The 16,580-nt window shown below is 68.4% G+C and carries 14 protein-coding genes; 10 read left to right on the top strand and 4 right to left on the bottom strand.

The window, feature by feature from the left end; translation table 11 throughout:
• The first annotated feature begins 38 nt into the window (after window positions 1–38).
• Window positions 39–2,759, top strand: coding sequence for a valine--tRNA ligase (locus tag AC1RRV_RS10270; protein ID WP_492859520.1), 2,721 nt, complete (start codon window positions 39–41; stop codon window positions 2,757–2,759).
• 40 nt (window positions 2,760–2,799) lie between these two features.
• On the opposite strand, the gene AC1RRV_RS10265 is transcribed toward AC1RRV_RS10270, so the two are convergent.
• Entirely contained in the window at window positions 2,800–4,035 is a 1,236-nt protein-coding gene (locus AC1RRV_RS10265) for a serine hydrolase domain-containing protein (RefSeq protein WP_492859519.1), read from the bottom strand.
• Between the two features lie 245 nt (window positions 4,036–4,280).
• Between AC1RRV_RS10265 and AC1RRV_RS10260 the strand changes: the two genes are divergently transcribed.
• Window positions 4,281–6,032: a class I adenylate-forming enzyme family protein gene (locus AC1RRV_RS10260; RefSeq protein WP_492859518.1), complete on the top strand. Its 1,752-nt coding sequence runs from the start codon at window positions 4,281–4,283 to the stop codon at window positions 6,030–6,032.
• A gap of 57 nt (window positions 6,033–6,089) precedes the next feature.
• Here the strand turns inward: AC1RRV_RS10260 and AC1RRV_RS10255 are convergent, their stop codons facing one another.
• The gene (locus AC1RRV_RS10255) at window positions 6,090–7,577 is read right to left on the bottom strand and encodes an amidase (protein WP_492859517.1); all 1,488 of its coding nucleotides are present in this window, start codon (window positions 7,575–7,577) and stop codon (window positions 6,090–6,092) included.
• A gap of 121 nt (window positions 7,578–7,698) precedes the next feature.
• On the opposite strand from AC1RRV_RS10255, the gene AC1RRV_RS10250 reads away from it, so the two are divergent.
• A complete protein-coding gene (locus AC1RRV_RS10250) occupies window positions 7,699–8,430 on the top strand; it encodes a TlyA family RNA methyltransferase (protein WP_492859516.1) in 732 nt (243 codons plus the stop codon).
• Between the two features lie 77 nt (window positions 8,431–8,507).
• Here the strand turns inward: AC1RRV_RS10250 and AC1RRV_RS10245 are convergent, their stop codons facing one another.
• Window positions 8,508–9,152, bottom strand: a complete 645-nt coding sequence (locus AC1RRV_RS10245) for a hypothetical protein (protein WP_492859515.1) — start codon at window positions 9,150–9,152, stop codon at window positions 8,508–8,510.
• A 198-nt stretch (window positions 9,153–9,350) separates the two neighbouring features.
• Here AC1RRV_RS10245 and AC1RRV_RS10240 point away from each other — a divergent pair, with 198 nt between their 5' ends.
• The 6 genes from AC1RRV_RS10240 (at window position 9,351) to AC1RRV_RS10215 (ending at window position 14,923) form a co-directional block, all read left to right on the top strand.
• On the top strand, window positions 9,351–10,592 hold the full coding sequence (locus AC1RRV_RS10240; RefSeq protein WP_492859514.1) for a class I SAM-dependent RNA methyltransferase: 1,242 nt from the start codon (window positions 9,351–9,353) through the stop codon (window positions 10,590–10,592).
• A gap of 22 nt (window positions 10,593–10,614) precedes the next feature.
• A complete protein-coding gene (locus AC1RRV_RS10235; RefSeq protein WP_492859513.1) occupies window positions 10,615–11,673 on the top strand; it encodes a class I SAM-dependent methyltransferase in 1,059 nt (352 codons plus the stop codon).
• A gap of 55 nt (window positions 11,674–11,728) precedes the next feature.
• Window positions 11,729–12,730: an acyltransferase family protein gene (locus AC1RRV_RS10230; RefSeq protein ID WP_492859512.1), complete on the top strand. Its 1,002-nt coding sequence runs from the start codon at window positions 11,729–11,731 to the stop codon at window positions 12,728–12,730.
• Between the two features lie 69 nt (window positions 12,731–12,799).
• Window positions 12,800–13,183, top strand: coding sequence for a YciI family protein (locus AC1RRV_RS10225; protein WP_492859511.1), 384 nt, complete (start codon window positions 12,800–12,802; stop codon window positions 13,181–13,183).
• Window positions 13,180–14,439 carry an RNA polymerase sigma factor gene (locus AC1RRV_RS10220; protein ID WP_492859510.1) on the top strand — a complete coding sequence of 420 codons (1,260 nt, stop codon included), beginning with the start codon at window positions 13,180–13,182 and terminating at the stop codon, window positions 14,437–14,439. Before AC1RRV_RS10225 ends, AC1RRV_RS10220 begins: the two co-directional genes overlap by 4 nt.
• A 79-nt stretch (window positions 14,440–14,518) precedes the next feature.
• A complete protein-coding gene (locus AC1RRV_RS10215; RefSeq protein ID WP_492859509.1) occupies window positions 14,519–14,923 on the top strand; it encodes a VOC family protein in 405 nt (134 codons plus the stop codon).
• A 37-nt stretch (window positions 14,924–14,960) separates the two neighbouring features.
• Here the strand turns inward: AC1RRV_RS10215 and AC1RRV_RS10210 are convergent, their stop codons facing one another.
• Window positions 14,961–16,190 (bottom strand): hypothetical protein, encoded by a 1,230-nt coding sequence (locus AC1RRV_RS10210; protein ID WP_492859508.1) that lies wholly within the window; start codon window positions 16,188–16,190, stop codon window positions 14,961–14,963.
• Window positions 16,191–16,343: 153 nt separating this feature from the next.
• Between AC1RRV_RS10210 and AC1RRV_RS10205 the strand changes: the two genes are divergently transcribed.
• Window positions 16,344–16,574: a hypothetical protein gene (locus AC1RRV_RS10205; protein WP_492859507.1), complete on the top strand. Its 231-nt coding sequence runs from the start codon at window positions 16,344–16,346 to the stop codon at window positions 16,572–16,574.
• The last annotated feature ends 6 nt before the right edge of the window (window positions 16,575–16,580 follow it).

Raw genomic sequence — 16,580 nt, 5'->3', positions numbered from 1 at the left:
TTTCCCGCCGAGGCCGCAGATGGCATATCCGCTCCGCCATGCTCGATAAGACCTTCGATCCCAAATCCGTCGAACCCCGCCTGTACGCCGCCTGGGAGGCCTCCGGGGCCTTCAAGCCGAGCGAGGATCCGAACGCGGAGCCGTTCGTCATCGTGATCCCGCCGCCGAACGTCACCGGTTCGCTGCACATCGGCCACGCGCTGAACAACACCCTGCAGGACGTGCTGACCCGCTTCCACCGGATGCGCGGCAAGGCCGCCCTGTGGCTGCCGGGCACCGACCACGCGGGCATCGCCACCCAGATGGTCGTCGAGCGCCAACTGGCCGCCGCCGGCAACATCGGCCGCCGCGACATGGGCCGCGAAGCCTTCGTCGACAAGGTCTGGGAATGGAAGGCCGAGAGCGGCGGGACCATCACCAACCAGCTGCGCCGCCTGGGCGCCAGCTGCGACTGGTCGCGTGAGCGCTTCACCCTGGACGAGGGCCTGTCGGCCGCCGTCCGCAAGGTGTTCGTCCAGCTCTACAAGCAGAACCTGCTCTATCGCGACAAACGCCTGGTCAATTGGGACCCGCAGTTCCAGACCGCCATCTCCGACCTCGAGGTCGAGCAGAAGGAGGTCGACGGCGCCTACTGGCACTTCGCCTATCCGCTGGCCGACGGCGTCACCTACCAACACCCGATCGCCTTCGACGAAGAGGGCAAGGCCACCGAGTTCGAGACCCGCGACTACATCGTCGTGGCCACCACCCGTCCGGAGACCATGCTGGGCGACACCGGCGTCGCGGTTCATCCCGATGACGAGCGCTACAAGGGCCTGGTCGGCAAGTTCGTGACCCTGCCGATCGTCGGTCGCCGCATCCCGATCGTCGCCGACGACTACGCCGATCCGACCAAGGGCTCGGGCGCGGTGAAGATCACCCCGGCTCACGACTTCAACGACTTCGGCGTCGGCAAGCGCGCGGGCCTCGCCGCGATCAACATCATGACGCCGGAAGCCAAGCTGAACGACAGCGTGCCGGCCGAATATGTCGGCAAGGACCGCTTCGTCGCGCGCAAGGAAATCGTCGCTCGCGCCGAGGAAGAGGGCTGGCTGAAGGAAATCGAGAAGACCAAGCACATGGTCCCGCACGGCGACCGTTCCGGCGTGGTCATCGAGCCCTACCTGACCGACCAGTGGTACGTCGACGCCAAGACCCTGGCCCAGCCGGCCCTGAAGGCCGTCGAGAACGGCGACACCGTCTTCGAGCCCAGGCACTGGGAAAAGACCTACTTCGAATGGCTGCGCAACATCGAGCCCTGGTGCGTCTCGCGCCAGCTCTGGTGGGGTCACCGCATCCCGGCCTGGTTCGGTCCGGACGGTTCGATCTTCGTCGAGGAGACGGAAGAAGAAGCCTACGCCGCCGCCCGCGCGCAGTTCGGCGCCGACGTCCAGCTCAAGCGCGACGAAGACGTCCTCGACACCTGGTTCAGCTCGGCCCTGTGGCCGTTCTCGACCCTAGGCTGGCCGGAAAAGACCTCGGACGTCGCCCGTTTCTACCCGACCAGCACCCTGGTCACCGGTTTCGACATCATCTTCTTCTGGGTCGCCCGGATGATGATGATGGGCATCCACTTCATGGGCGAAGTCCCGTTCAAGCAGGTGTTCATCAACGCCCTCGTCCGTGACGAGAAGGGCGCCAAGATGAGCAAGTCCAAGGGGAACGTGATGGACCCGCTGGTCCTGATCGACGAACTGGGCTGCGACGCGGTGCGCTTCACCATGACGGCGATGTCGGGCCAGGCGCGCGACATCAAGCTCTCCAAGCAGCGCATCGAGGGCTATCGCAACTTCGGCACCAAGCTGTGGAACGCCTCGCGCTTCGCCCAGATGAACGAGTGCGTGCGTGTCGAGGGCTTCGATCCCGCAAGCGTTGCGCAGCCGATCAACAAGTGGATCCGCGGCGAGACCGTCAAGACCGTAGCCGAGGTCACCAAGGCCCTGGAAGCCCCGTCGTTCGACGAAGCCGCCGGCGCCCTGTACCGCTTCGTCTGGAACGTGTTCTGCGACTGGTACCTGGAGCTGGCCAAGCCGATCCTGAACGGCGACGACGCGGCGGCCAAGGCCGAGACCCGCGCCACCGCCGCCTGGGCCCTGGACGTGATCCTGAAGCTGCTGCACCCGGTGATGCCGTTCATCACCGAGGAGCTGTGGGAAAAGACCGCCGAGTTCGGCCCGGCCCGCGACAGCATGTTGATCTCGGCCCAGTGGCCGGAAATGCCTGAAAGCTGGATCGACGCCGAGGCCGCAGCCGAGATCGGCTGGCTGGTCGAGACGGTCGGCGAGATCCGCTCGATCCGGGCCGAGATGAACGTGCCGCCCTCGGCCAAGCCGGGCCTCAGCGTCGTCGGCGCGGGCGCGGAGACCAAGGCGCGCCTGGCCCGCCATCGCGACCTGCTGTTGAGCCTGGCTCGCCTGGACAGCGTTCGCGAGGCGGAGACGTCTCCGGCGGGGTCGGTCCCGATCGTGATGGGCGAGGCGACCGGCGCCCTGGCCATCGCAGACTTCATCGATCTGGCTGCCGAGAAGGCGCGCCTGACCAAGGAGATCGCCGGTCACGTCGGGGAGATCGAGAAGACCAACAAGAAGCTCGGCAACCCGGACTTCCTGGCCCGCGCCAAGGAAGAGGTCATCGAGGAAAACCGCGAGCGTCTCGCCGACGCGGAGGCCGCCAAGGCCAAGCTCGAGGCGGCGCTGAGCCGGCTGGAGTCGGTGGGGTAGGGGAGATGCTCCCCCGCATCGCGGGGGAGGATCTACCCGCCTAGCGCCCGTACACCGCGTCGCGCAGTTGCTGGGTCACCGGACCGTTCATGCCTTCGAACGCGGTGTTGGACATCAGAACCACCGTCAGGCCGCTGGTCTTGTCGACGAACCAGTTGTGGCCGTAGACGCCGCCCCAGGCGAGCGTGCCGGCCGCCTGCGGGGTCTTGGCGACGGCCGGGTCGTCCAGCACCGCCCAGCCATAGCCGAAGCCCCAGCCGGGCCCCTGGGTGGCCGCCTGCTGGCCGACCTGGTCCTTGGTCATCTCCGCGACGGTCGCGGCTTTCAGGATCGGCCCGCCGCCTTTGCGAATGGTCTCCAGGAAGGCCAGCACGTCCCCGGCCGTGCCGATCATGCCCGCGCCGCCGGATGGGAATGCCTCGGGATGGGTGGCGCGGCTGGGCGCGAAACGGACGGCGCCTTGCCACAGCGTCACGTCTTGATTGTCCGCGATCTTCACCGGCGCGGGCTGGGCGTTGGCGTAGGGCGTGGCCAGGCGGGATGGATCCTTGGCCAGAAAGCCGGTGTCCTTGAGGCCCAGGGGCAGGGTCACCGTCTCGGCGACCACCTCGGGCAGGGGCTTGCCGGCCGCCTTCTCGATCACGTCGCCCAGCACGTCGATGGCGACCGAATAGCGCCAGGCCGAGCCAGGCTGGAAGGCGAGCGGCGCCAGGCCGATACGGCGGACGTTCTCGTCCAGGCTGATCCTGGACAGGTCGATGCCGTCCGAGACGCCGAGCTTGTGATACGGGTGCGCCGGGCCCTCGGCGAGGCCGTAGGTCAGGCCGGCCGTATGGCTCAGCAACTGCCGGAGGGTGATGACCGGCGTCGTCCCGTCGGCCAGCTTGGGCTTGAAGCCGGGCAGGTAGGTCGTCACCGGATCGTCGAGCCGGACCTTGCCCCGCTCGACCAGGCGCATCAGGGCGGCGCTGACGAACGGCTTGGTCACCGACGAGAAGCGGAAGACGGCGTCCTCGGTCATCGGCCGGCCGGCTTCGCGATCGGCCAGACCGGCGGCGCGGTGGTAGACCAGCTTGCCGTCACGGGCGACCAGCACGACCGCGCCGACCAGGCGCTGCTCGGCGATGGCCGCATCCAGGACCTTGTCGATCCGGGGCGCGAGCGCCGCGTCGGGCGCCTGGGCGAGGGCGACGGGACGCTGGGCGGCCAGGCTCGCGCCGGGGAGGGCCAAGGCCAGGCCGACGGCGGTCGCCAAGCCGGCGAGCAGGATACGCATGAGACCTCTTCCCTCGAATCGCGGCGACTTCACGTCTTGTCAGGCATGTGAGGTCGCGTCGCCCGGGCGCAAGGGCCGGCCTTTTGGGAGGCCAAATGACCTTAGGTCACGTGACGCCGGGCGCTCCTAACTTATCGATGTTCTCTTAGGGTCAAACGGATGTTTGCATCCGGCTTGCGGCTGTGCTTTCTGATCGTTGAACGCGCTCGCTCAACAAGGCGCGACACCATACCGGGAGAGTACAAATGACCCAGGCCGCCCCTAAAGTCGCGCCCTGGCCGGCGATGTCCGTCCAGCAGGCCTACGCCATGATCACCGCGCCCGGTACGGCCGGCGAGATGGAGGAGATCGAGATCCGGGGCGTGAAGACGCGGGTCTGGAAGAACGCCCCGCCGACCCTGCGCGACACCCTCGTCCTGGGCCGCGCCCACGGCGAGAAGATCTTCATGGTCCACGAGGACGAGCGGGTCAGCTTCGAGGCCTTCTATCGCGCCGTGACCCACATGGCCGCCGAGCTGGAAGCCTTCGGCCTCAAGAAGGGCGATCGGGTCGCGATCGTCATGCGCAACCTGCCCGAATGGCCGGTGAGCTTCTACGCGGCCCTGTCGCTGGGCGCGATCGTCACGCCGCTGAACGCCTGGTGGACGGGGGCGGAGCTGGAATATGGCATGGTCGATTCCGGGGCTCGCGTGGCCATCGTCGACGTCGAGCGCTTTGAGCGCCTGACCGAGCATTTCGACAACTGTCCGGAGCTGGAGCGCGTCTATGTCAGCCGCGCCAAGGAAGAGATCGCCCATCCGTACGTGAAGCGTCTGGAGACGGCGATCGGCTGTCCCAATGACTGGGCCAAGCTCGAGGAAAAGCCGCTGCCGACCGTGGCGATCTCGGCCGACGACGACGCGACGATCTTCTATACCTCGGGCACCACGGGTAAGCCCAAGGGCGCCATCGGCACCCACCGCAACGTCAACAGCAACATCTTCGCCGCCGCCGCCGCCGGGGCGCGCAGCTTCCTGCGTCGGGGCGAAGCGCCCCCGGAGCCGGATCCCAACGGCCCGCAGCGCGGCTCGCTGATCTCGGTGCCGTTCTTCCACGCCACGGGCTGTTTCGCGGTGCTGAACCCCTCGCTGTTCGGCGGCGCCAAGCTGGCCATGATGCGCAAGTGGGACCCGGAAAAGGCGATGCAGCTGATCCAGGACGAGCGCCTGACCCAGATGGGCGGCGTGCCGACCATCGCCTGGCAGATCATCGAGCATCCCAGCCGCGAGAACTACGACCTCTCGTCGATCGAGGCCGTGGCCTATGGCGGCGCGCCGTCCGCGCCGGAGCTGGTCCGCAAGATCAAGGAAATCTGGCCCAAGGCTTCGCCGGGCAACGGCTGGGGCATGACCGAGACTTCGGCCACCGCGACCAGCAACTCGGCCGAGGACTATGAAAACCGTCCCGACAGCTGCGGCCCGGCCGTGCCGGTCACGGACCTGAAGATCATGACCGTCGAGGCCCCCTACAAGGAGCTGCCGATCGGCGAGGTGGGCGAGCTGTGGTGCCGGGGCCCGCAGGTGGTGCGTGGCTACTGGAACAAGCCCGAGGCCAGCGCCCAGACCTTCGTCGACGGCTGGGTGCGCACGGGCGACCTGGCGCGCCTGGACGCCGAGGGCTTCTGCTTCATCATCGACCGCGCCAAGGACATGCTGATCCGCGGCGGCGAGAACATCTACTGCATCGAGGTCGAGAACTGCCTCTACGACCACCCGGCGGTGATGGACGCGGCCCTGGTCGGCATCGAACACAAGACCCTGGGCGAAGAGCCGGCCGCCGTCGTGACCCTGAAGCCGGGCGCCGAGGCGACCGAGGCCGAGTTGCGCGCCTTCGTCGCCGACCGCCTGGCGGCCTTCAAGGTGCCGGTGAAGGTGGTGTTCTGGCACGAGACCCTGCCGCGCAACGCCAACGGCAAGATCATGAAGAACGAGCTCAAGAAGGTGTTCGTAGAGGGCTAAGCCTCCACGCATCCTGACAAGGGAAAGGCCCGCGTCCGGAGGCGCGGGCCCTTTTTGTTATGCGCTGACCGGCGGCTTCCTGTGCGCCCACGGCGCGGCCTCTTCCAGCTGGTAGGCCAGGGCCAGCAGCTGGGCTTCGCCGCCGGCGCGGCCGGCGAACTGCACCCCGACCGGTAGGCCGTCGGCGGTCCAGTGCAGCGGTACGCTCATCGCCGGCGCGCCGGCGACGTTCTGAACCGGGGTGTAGCCGACATAGCTCATCAGGCGCGCCTGCAACTCCTCGAACGGCACCCAGCCGGCGACGTAGCCCAGCTCGACGGGCGGGCTGCCCAGAACCGGCGACAGGATGACATCGTATTTGGCAAGCCAGGCGTCATAGACGCCGATCATGGCGTTCAGGCGCTGGACGGCGGCGGGCAGGGCGCCTTGCGGCAGCTTGCCGATCAGTTCGGCCATGCCCAGGCTAAAGGGCTCCAGAATGCTGGAGTCGGGCTTGCGGCCGATGGCCTTGCCGATATTGGCGACCAACTCGGCGGCGCCGGCGGACCACAGCACGGTGAAGTCCTGGCTGAACTGGGCGCCGTCCATCGGCCAGGCCGTAGGCTCGACCTTGTGGCCCAGGTCCGCGAGCAGCTTGGCGGCGTTGTTGACGGCGGTCTGGACCTCGGGATGCGGCGCCTGGCCCGTGCCGGTGTTCATGACCAGGCCGACCATCAGCTTCTTCTTCAGCGGCGCGGTGACGACGCCGATCGGCTTGAAGGGCGCGCCGGCGTCCGTGCGCTCGGTCGCGGCGAACAGGGCGGCCGAGTCACGGACGCTGTGAGCCACGCAGTGCGAGACCGACAGATCGATGCCCCGGCTGGCGGGACGGTTCTGGATCATCCGGCCGCGCGAGGGCTTGAGGCCGAACAGGCCGCAATTGGACGCTGGGATGCGGATCGAGCCGCCGCCGTCGCTGGCATGGGCGATCGGCACGATCCCCGCGGCCACCGCCGCGCCCGCGCCGCCGGAAGAGCCGCCCGACGAGTGCTTGGTGTTCCAGGGGTTGCGCGTGGGCAGGAAGCCCATCGGCTCGGTTGTCGGCAGGAAGCCATATTCCGGAGTCGCCGACTTGCCGATCGTGACGAAGCCGGCCGCGTCGAACGCGTCGATATAGCCGGTCTGGGCGGTTTCCGGCTGGGCGCGCAGGGTGGCGCGCGTGCCGTAGCGGGTGCGGGTTCCCTTGTAGGGGTCCAGGTCCTTGACCAGGAACGGCACGCCGGCGAACGGGCCCGAGAGCTGTCCGGCCTTGGCCCGGTCGAGGGCGCGGTCGAAGTCGGAATCGACCAGGGCCTGGACCTTGGGCTGCAGCGCCTCGGCGCGGCGGATGGCCTCCTCGACCACCTCGACGGCGCTGACCTCCTTGCGACGCAGGCGGCCGGCGATCTCGGTCGCGTCCGCCGTCCAGGGCGCCGGCGCGGCGGCGGTCTTGGGTTTGGCGAAGGCGGACGGCGCGGCCGCGATCGCGGCGGAGGCGGCCATGAGGCCGCGGCGGCTAAAGCGCATTGAGTTTGCTCCCCGACAGGACCGGCGTCTGACGCGCCGGTGATCACTGTTAAGTTGGCCCGGAAGAGACCTTGACCGCAACCCCGTGCTAAAGGGCGGCCTAGAGTTTTCAGGAGGCCGCGTGGCCAAGAAACGTATCGATCAGTTGCTCGTCGATCGCGGCGTCGTCGACAGCCGCGCCAAGGCCCGTGCGGCCGTGGAGGCGGGGCTCGTCATGGTCGCCGGCAAGGTGATCACCAAGCCGGCGGACACCTTCGAGAAGGACGTCGAGATCGTCGCCCAGGCGGCCCACCCCTGGGTGGGGCGTGGGGCGCTGAAGCTGGTCCATGCGCTGGACCTCTGGCCGATCGCCGTGGAGGGCCGCGTGACCCTCGACGTCGGAGCTTCCACCGGCGGCTTCACCGAAGTGATGCTGTCGCGCGGCGCGGCGCGGGTTTTCGCGGTCGATGTGGGTCGCGACCAACTGCATCCCAAGCTCAGGGACGATCCGCGCGTGACGGACCTCTCAGGCGTCGACGCCCGGGCGCTGGACGAGGCGGTGATCCCGACCCCGCCGGCGCTGGTGGTCAGCGACGTCAGCTTCATCTCGATGGTCAAGGCCTTGCCGGCGGCTCTGGGGCTGGCCGAGACCGGCGCGGACCTGGTGGCGCTGATCAAGCCGCAGTTCGAAGCGGGGCGCGACCATGTCGGCAAGGGCGGCCTCGTGAAGGATCCCGAGACCATCGCCCGCGTCGAGCGTGAGGTCGTCGACTTCCTGGAAGAGTCCGGATGGTCTGTGAAAGGTCTGGCCGAAAGCCCGATCAGGGGCGGCGACGGCCAGGTCGAACAGCTGGTCTGGGCGGTGAAGCGCTAGTCACGGCGCAAAAAGAAATCGGCCGCTCGCAAAGCGAACGGCCGATCGTCTTCCACACAAGAAACGGAACGTCGGGCTTAGTCGACGACCTGGTACTTGCCGTTGGCGTCCGGGCAGACGCGCACGAAGCGCTTCTGGATACGGCCGTCCGGCATGTGGATCGGGCTTTCGGCCAGGGTGCAGCCGTTGACGTCGGCTTGGCCGACGCGGTCGTTCACCTGATAGCCCTCGCGCCGCTCGTAGGAGCGCTCGTAGTAGCTGTCGCGCTGGGCGTCACGGCGGGCGTCCTCGTAGCCGCCCGAGGGCGGGGCCGAGCGGTAGGCGGGATCGTCGTAGGAGCCGTTGTAGGCCGACGGCGGGGGAGGCGGCGGAGCTTGACCCGGACGGCAGGCGGCCGAGTTCTTGCCGATGTTGGAGCCGATGACCGCGCCCAGCAGGCCGCCCAGGACAGCGCCTTCGGTGCGGGCGCCGTTGGCGGCGACGCCGCTGCCGATCGCCGCGCCGATGCCGGCGCCGGCCAGGCCGCCGCCCGTGCCGCGCTGGGTCGTCGAGCGCTGGCAGGGGTCGTAGTAGTAGCCCTGGCGGTCATAGGCGCCGCTTTGCGAGCCATAGGCCTGGGCCGAGGCCAGGGTCGGCGTCAGCACGCCACAGACGAGGGCGGCGGTGACGCCCAGAACGGTCTTGATCATGGGAGTCCTGCTCATTGGGGCGATCATGGTCATGAGAGAGCTTGTCTTTTTGGGGGCGTCCAGGCCGACGCTTACGAGCGCCGGCGCCGACCGTCCCGGTCCATTCGTTGATGTAGGTAGTGGCGCCGCTAACATGAACGGCGCCTGACCGAGATATTCAGCTTCGTTCACACGCACGGAAAATCATTCACGGCGCGCGCTCAAGCCCCGATTTTGGGGTATGGACGGCCGATGCAAGACCTGATCATCAACGCCGTCGGCGCCCAGGGCGATGGACTCGCCCGCACCGTGGACGGCAAGCCGGCCTTCGTACCCCTGACTCTGCCGGGCGAGACGGTGCGGGCCAACATGGAGGGCGCGCGGGGCGAGATCGCGGAGATCCTCAGCGCCAGCGCCGACCGGGTCGCGCCGCTCTGCAAGCATTTCGGCGCCTGTGGCGGCTGCGCCCTGCAGCATTGGGCCGCCGAGCCCTATCGCGCCTGGAAGGCGGAGCAGATCCGCATCCAGCTGTCGATGGAAGGCCTGGAGACCGAAATCCTGCCGACCTTCGCCGCGCCGCCGGGCTCGCGCCGCCGCGTCGCCCTGCACGCCCGCAAGATCAAGGGCGGGGCGCATCTGGGGTTCAAGTCGCGCCGATCCTGGAACCTCGTGCCGATCGAGGAATGCCCAGTCACCGATCCGCGCATCGTCGCGGCGCTGCCGGCGCTCGCCCACTTGGCCGAACCGTTCCTGGAGCATCCGAAGTCGGCGCCGACCCTCCACGTCACCCTGACCAGCACCGGTCTCGACATCGATGTCACCGGCGTCGAGCGCAAGAGTGGCGGCCTGTCGGCCGACGCCCGCATGCGCGCGGCCATGGCGGCCAGCGAGGGTGATTTCGCGCGCGTCACGCTCGCCGGCGAGACCGTTTATGGCGCCCGCCAGCCGATGGTGAAGCTGGGTCCGGCGGTGGTCGCCCTGCCGGCGGGGAGCTTCCTGCAGGCGGTGCCCGCCGCCGAGCGGGCCATGGTCGAGTTCGCCGTGGCCGAAGCCCAGGGCGCGAACCGCATCGCCGACCTCTATTGCGGCGTCGGCACCTTCACCTTCCGCCTGGCCGAGGTCGGCGCCGTCTACGCCGCCGAGGTGAGCGCGCCCGCCATCACGGCGCTGAAGACCGCCCTGGGCGCGGTATCCGGGCTGAAGCCGATCACCGCCGAGGCCCGCGATCTGGTCCGTCGTCCGGTGCTGACCACCGAACTGACCAAGACCGACGTCGTTGTCATCGACCCGCCGCGCGCCGGCGCCGCCGAGCAGACGGTCGAGATCGCCCGCTCCAAGGTGGCCAAGGTCGTCAGCGTGTCCTGCAATCCGGGCACCTTCGCCAAGGACGCCCGCGTGTTGGTCGACGCCGGTTTCCGGCTGGAGAAGGTGCTGCCGGTGGACCAGTTCGTATGGTCGCCCCATATTGAGCTCGTCGGGGTCTTCACGCGGTGACGCCGGCCTGGATGAGCGCGGTATGGACGAGAGACGGACGAGGACAGCCTTCGCGGTCGACGCCCTAGGCCAGCGCGCCAAGGCCGCGGTGAAGGCGGCCTGGTGGACGGCGACCGGAAGTCTCGCACGGTCCCTGACCCAGCCGACCAAGGGCGAGCAGACGACGCGCTTCAAACCCTCGACCGCGCCCGTCGGCAAGAGCGGTCTGCGCCGCGCCTATCTGGAAGCGTTCGAAAAGGACGCGCGCGACGTCGCCAAAGGGCTCTATCCCGCCGTCGAGGACGGTTTCAGCCGTCCCTCGGCCGCTCTGCGCGAGGCCGCCGACTTCATCGCGGACGCCTTCGAGGTCGACCAGCGTCGCCGTCGCGGCGATGGGGTCGAGGTTCGGGATGTGGCCGATAGTCGAGCCTATCCAAACTATTACCGCCAAAACTTCCACTATCAGTCCGGCGGCTGGTTCACGGCCGAGAGCGCCCGGCGCTACGAGGCGCAGGTCGAGGCGCTGTTCTCAGGCACGGCGGGCGCGATGCGGCGACGCGGCCTGTCGCTGTTGGCGAAACACTGGCGCGGGCGCGACCATCGCGACGCAAGGGTTGTCGACGTCGCTTGCGGTTCGGGAGCCTTTCTCAGGGACCTGAAGGCCGCGTTTCCGCGCGCGGCGATCGCGGGCCTGGACCTCTCGGAGGCCTATCTGGCCGAGGCCCGCAAGCGTGTCGGCGGGGGCGGGATCAAGGCCAATGCGGAGACCTTGCCCTTCGCGGATTGCTCTTTGGACGCCGTGACTTGCGTCTATCTTTTCCACGAACTGCCGCCGCGCGTCCGCCCCGTCGTGGCCGCCAGCCTGGCGCGGGTTCTGAAGCCTGGTGGGGTGTTGGTCTTCGTCGACTCCGTACAGCCGAGCGACACGCCGGATCTGGCCCGCTTGCTCGAGGCCTTCCCGGCCTATTTTCACGAACCCTATTACGGCAGCTACGCCGAGACCGACCTGCCGGCCCTGTTCGACGCGGCGGGCTTGAAGGTGATCGGTGAGGATCGGGCCTTTCTGACCAAGGCGCTGCTGCTGGAGAAACCGGCGAGCTGAGTTGCGTCCATTGCCCGGCCTTGGCTAAGCAGGGACGGGGAATAGGGGCGCAGGCTTGGCTGATCGCGACGCGGGACGACGATACGAGGCGCTGGACGGCCTGCGCGGCGTCGCGGCTATCGGCGTCATGCTCTACCACATCGGCGGATGGACCGGCCGGCCTTGGCTGGTCTCGCACGGCTATCTGGCGGTCGACTTCTTCTTCTGTCTGTCGGGTTTCGTCCTGGCCCATGCCTATGGCCGCCGCGATATCGGCTGGCTGGGCTTCATGCGTCAGCGGTTGATCCGGCTGTGGCCGCTGATCGCGCTGACCATGCTGGCCGGCGCGACCGTGATCATCGAGCATCGTGAGCGCGTGCCGGAGTGGCTGGGACTTGGCCTCGTGATGGTCCCGCGCCTCTGGGCGGAGGAGCCGGGGTTCGCGCCGATTTTTCCTTTGAACCCACCGGCTTGGTCGCTGTTCTTCGAGCTGGCCGTCGGCGCGGCGTGGTTCCCGCTACGACGCCTGGGCGTCATGGGGCACGTGCTGATGCTCGTGCTGCTGATCCCGGTGATGGCCTATATCGCCCACGGGATGGGCGGGGTGCTGACGGGGTGGGACCGGGCGACCTTCGTGATCAGCGGGCTGCGCACCGCCTTCGCCTTCCTGTTGGGCTGGGGCTGCTACCGGATCCAACCTTTCACGGGCCTCGCGGCGCCGGCCTGGCTGCTGACCGTGGTCCTGGCCATTGTCCTGAGCTTCCCGTGGACGACCTTGAACTGGCTCTATGACTTCGCCTGCGTGAGCATCGTTTTCCCGCTGATGGTGCTGGTCGGGCGGCGCGACCCGACGGGCGTTTCGGGCGTGCTGTGCCGGATCTCGGGCGCGATCTCGTATCCGCTCTACGCCCTGCACTGGCTGGGCTGGGAGCTGCTGCTGCGGGCCTTCCGGGCGGTGGGCGGCAAGGGCTATCCGCTGGGCTTCGCGGCGGTCGCGATCCCCTTGATCCTTGTCGGCGCCTGGGCCGTGCTGAGGCTCTATGACGAACCCGCCCGCCGCCGGCTGCGGTCGCTCTAAAAAATTCTGGGCGCGATGTCGGATCTGGGCATAGTCCGCCGTCCTTAGGACGGGAAACGAGGATCGCCCATGCTCTACGCCATACTTTGCTACAACCAGGAAGACGTCACCTGCGCCTGGTCCAAGGAGCACGACGACGAGGTCATGCAGAAGCTGGGCGTCGTCCAGGAGCGGCTGACCCGCGAAGGGCGTCTCGGCCCGGTCGCGCGCCTGATGCCGACCACGGCGGCCACGACCCTGCGCAAGGACCGCGATCCGCCGCTGGTGCTGGATGGTCCGTTCGCCGAGACCAAGGAGCAGCTGCTGGGCTTCTACGTCGTCGACTGCGACTCGCTGGACGGCGCGCTGGAGATCGCCAAGGACCTGGGCAAGGCCAATCCCGGCGGCTCGTACGAGATCCGTCCTATCGCCCTGTTCCTGCCCGGAGCGGCTTCAGGAGCCAGTGGCGCATGACCGACCTGGCCTGGATCGAGGGGGCCATCACCGCCGCCCGGCCCCAGGCCATGGCGGCGCTGCTGCGCTATTTCCGCGACATGGACGCGGCCCAGGAGGCGTTCCAGGACGCCTGCCTGCGCGCTCTGAAGGCGTGGCCCAAGAACGGGCCGCCCCGCGATCCGACGGCCTGGCTGATCATGGTCGGCCGCAACGCCGCCATCGACGCGGTTCGCAAGTCCAGCCGCAACACGGTCCTGCCGCCCGAGGAACTGCTGTCCGACCTTGAGGACGCCGAGGCCGAGGCCGCCGAGCGGCTGGACGGTTCGCATTATCGCGACGACGTGCTGCGGCTGCTGTTCATCTGCTGCCATCCGGACCTGCCGGCCACCCAGCAGATCGCCCTGGCGCTGCGGATCGTTTCGGGCCTGTCGGTCCGCGAGATCGCTCGCGCCTTCGTGGTCGGCGAGGCGGCGATGGAGCAGCGGATCACCCGCGCCAAGGCCAAGGTCGGGGCCGGTGACGCGCCCTTCGAGGCGCCAGGGCCGATCGAGCGCGCCGAACGCTTCGCGGCCGTCGCGGCGATGATCTACCTGGTCTTCAACGAGGGCTACTCGGCCAGCGGCAAGGCGGTCGAGGCCAAGGGCGGTCTCTGCGACGAGGCCATCCGTCTGGCGCGCTTGCTGCTGCGTCTGTTCCCGGCCGAGCCGGAGATGATGGGGCTGACGGCGCTGCTGCTGCTGCAACACGCTCGCTCCGAAGCCCGGTTCAGCGCCGACGGCCAGGCGATCCTGCTGGAAGATCAGGATCGAAGCCTCTGGAATCGCAAGATGATTGGTGAGGGGCTGGCCTTGATCGACAAGGCGATGCTGAAGCGAGATCCAGGGCCGTACCAGGTGCAGGCGGCCATCGCGGCCTTGCATGCCCGCGCGGCCAGGCCGGAGGAGACCGACTGGGCCGGCATCGACCAGCTCTATGCGACTCTGGAGATCATGCAGCCGTCGCCGGTGATCACCCTGAACCGCGCCGTGGCGACGGCCAAGGTGCACGGGCCCGAGGCGGCCCTGGAGATGATCGAACCGCTGGCCACGCGGCTGGACGGCTACTTCCACTTCCACGGCGCGCGGGGCGCGTTCCTGCTGCAGAGCGGACACAAGGTCGAGGCGCGCCAGGCCTTTGACCGCGCGATCGCGTTGGCCAACACCGCGGCCGAGGCGGCCAATATCCGCCAGTACCTGGACCGCGTGACCGCCGAGGCGGAAAAATCTTCGACCTAGTGTCGGGCGGCGGACGCTTCGTCCGTCCTTGCCTCGAGACCGCGACGGGCGGTCGTCACCCGCAAAGCCGGAGAACCTGATGACCGACCAACTGCCGCAAGTGACCGGGGTCACCGCCTACATCAATGTCGAGGGCGCGGCGGGGGCCTCTGAGCTCTACCAGCGAGCCCTGGGCGCGCGGGAGCTGGTGCGCATGCCCTACAAGGACGGCGATGAGCGGCTGATCCACTGCCACCTGGAGATCAACGGCGGCAACCTGATGGTCAGCGATTTCTTCCCCGAGCATGGCTTCAATCCGGTGAAGCCTCAGGGCTACACCCTGCATCTGCAGGTGCCCGACGTCGACGCGGCCTGGGCGCGGGCCGTGGACGCCGGCTTCGAGGTGGTGATGCCGATCCAGCTGATGTTCTGGGGCGACCGCTATGGTCAGCTGAAGGATCGGTTCGGGGTGAGCTGGTCGCTGGCCACAACGCCGAAATCGTAAGCCGCGACGAAGCACAAGCGCGTCGCCACTCTCGTCCCTAGGCGGCGCGGGTGGCGGGTCCGTCGGAGCGCGACCAGTCGCGTAGCGGCAGGTGCAACGACGAGCAGGGCGTGACCGGCGTGGGCGCCTCCAGCAGGTCGGTGACGGCGGGACCGCTCAAGAACGGCGCGCCCAGTTCGATGCAGGCGTTCAGCTCGCGGCGGGTGCGCAGCTCGCTGACGCCCTGCCAGATCCGCTTTCGCGTATAGGTCGGACAATCGCGCAGGAACCGTGAGATCGCCGAGAGACGAACGCCCTCGGCGCCTTCGGGCAGGATCAGGGTGACGCTGCTGGCGAAGTCCGGCGGCAGGTCTTCCACCCGGAAGGCGGGGTCGGAGATGCGAAGGTCCACGCGCCCGAAGAACGGCTTCAGATAGGCCTTGATCACCTGCATGGCCGAGAACGACGGCGCGCGAGGCGTGTCGTAGATCGCCGCCGCCAGGCGGGTTCTCGCCCCTCGCGGCAGGGCCTTCAAGTGCGGCAGCAATTGGTCTCGAGCGCTGGGCTTGATCAGGGTCGAGAAGCTGATCGGGAAGAAGGCCACGCCGGCGTCCTGGCCGGCCAGAACCTCGCTCGCGCCTTGCAGGATCGGGATGTCATGGTCGGCGTCGCGGCCGTGAACGGCGTCCGGCGCGTCGATCGCGAAGTCGCTCAGGGCCTCGTCCGGCCGCCACACGGCGATGTTGCCGACGAAGAGCTCGCGCGTGGCGTGGAAGACGCCGCGATAGCCGACGCGGGGACGCGGCGCCGTCACGGGTATATCCCTGAGGGTTTCCAGCGGCGGTTCGCCAGCGACGGAGCCACCCGGCGGCGACACCGAAAGGACGCCGTCCGGCGTGATCCGGCAGACTCGCCCTATGGCGTCCCCCAGGCCCTCGGCGGCCAGCATCGCCTTGAGCTGCTGGACCGGCATGCCCGCGAAGCGCATCACCTCGCCCTTGTCGCCCTCCAGCATGAGCAGGGAGACCTCGCCGTCGCCGCTGTGGCCGAAGAGTTTGGCGTGAAGGTCCCGCGCGAGGGCCTGCAGTTCACGCGCGTCCAGCAGGGTGGCGCGTGGATCGGCCAGTACGAACGAGAACGGCGCCACGAGGCCGTAGCGGCGAGGGAAGAGCCATCGGCTTTCGAGATACGCGCCCGCGACCTTGGCGACGAGCGTGGCCATGGTTTCGGTGTCGGCGAAGGTTAGCTCATCACCAACCATGATCTTCAGGCATGCGAGCGCGGTCATGTCGATGATCCTGAGCCCTCAATGGTTATCGCCCAGCTAGAAGCTCCAGCGACCCACTGTCGCAGGAGTGGCGCGGACAAGCTTGAGCGATCTGGGCGGGAACCTCGGCGAGGCGGTCGAATTGACCAAGGGGATGATCTCTTGGAGGACTCGATGACCCAACCGACCGACAATACCGAACGCTGGGGTGGTCCTGGCGCAAGCCACGAGAACCGAGACAAGCCGCGTCCGGATCCCATCGTGAAGGATCGCGACGACCCCGATCGCTCTAGCCGCCACAGCAAGGTCTCGGGCGGCGGCGGAGAGGCTGATGTGCATCACGCGGCGGATCCCGAACGCAAACGGGACTTCCAAGCCAGCGACGCCGAGCGGGACAAGCCGTAGCGATCC

Source organism: Caulobacter sp. GW821-FHT11E10, from assembly GCF_058808375.1.
Note: the sequence above shows the minus strand (reverse complement) of the source record. Positions and strands in the feature narration are given on the sequence as shown.

What these genes read in the sequence shown, in the direction of transcription:
- AC1RRV_RS10225 (WP_492859511.1), top strand. Translation starts at nt 12,800, where the DNA reads ATGCTCTACGCCATACTTTGCTACAACCAGGAAGACGTCACCTGCGCC.
- AC1RRV_RS10215 (WP_492859509.1), top strand. Translation starts at nt 14,519, where the DNA reads ATGACCGACCAACTGCCGCAAGTGACCGGGGTCACCGCCTACATCAAT.
- AC1RRV_RS10270 (WP_492859520.1), top strand. Translation starts at nt 39, where the DNA reads ATGCTCGATAAGACCTTCGATCCCAAATCCGTCGAACCCCGCCTGTAC.
- AC1RRV_RS10255 (WP_492859517.1), bottom strand. Translation starts at nt 7,577, where the DNA reads ATGCGCTTTAGCCGCCGCGGCCTCATGGCCGCCTCCGCCGCGATCGCG.
- AC1RRV_RS10235 (WP_492859513.1), top strand. Translation starts at nt 10,615, where the DNA reads ATGGACGAGAGACGGACGAGGACAGCCTTCGCGGTCGACGCCCTAGGC.
- AC1RRV_RS10240 (WP_492859514.1), top strand. Translation starts at nt 9,351, where the DNA reads ATGCAAGACCTGATCATCAACGCCGTCGGCGCCCAGGGCGATGGACTC.
- AC1RRV_RS10220 (WP_492859510.1), top strand. Translation starts at nt 13,180, where the DNA reads ATGACCGACCTGGCCTGGATCGAGGGGGCCATCACCGCCGCCCGGCCC.
- AC1RRV_RS10265 (WP_492859519.1), bottom strand. Translation starts at nt 4,035, where the DNA reads ATGCGTATCCTGCTCGCCGGCTTGGCGACCGCCGTCGGCCTGGCCTTG.
- AC1RRV_RS10205 (WP_492859507.1), top strand. Translation starts at nt 16,344, where the DNA reads ATGACCCAACCGACCGACAATACCGAACGCTGGGGTGGTCCTGGCGCA.
- AC1RRV_RS10210 (WP_492859508.1), bottom strand. Translation starts at nt 16,190, where the DNA reads ATGACCGCGCTCGCATGCCTGAAGATCATGGTTGGTGATGAGCTAACC.
- AC1RRV_RS10260 (WP_492859518.1), top strand. Translation starts at nt 4,281, where the DNA reads ATGACCCAGGCCGCCCCTAAAGTCGCGCCCTGGCCGGCGATGTCCGTC.
- AC1RRV_RS10245 (WP_492859515.1), bottom strand. Translation starts at nt 9,152, where the DNA reads ATGACCATGATCGCCCCAATGAGCAGGACTCCCATGATCAAGACCGTT.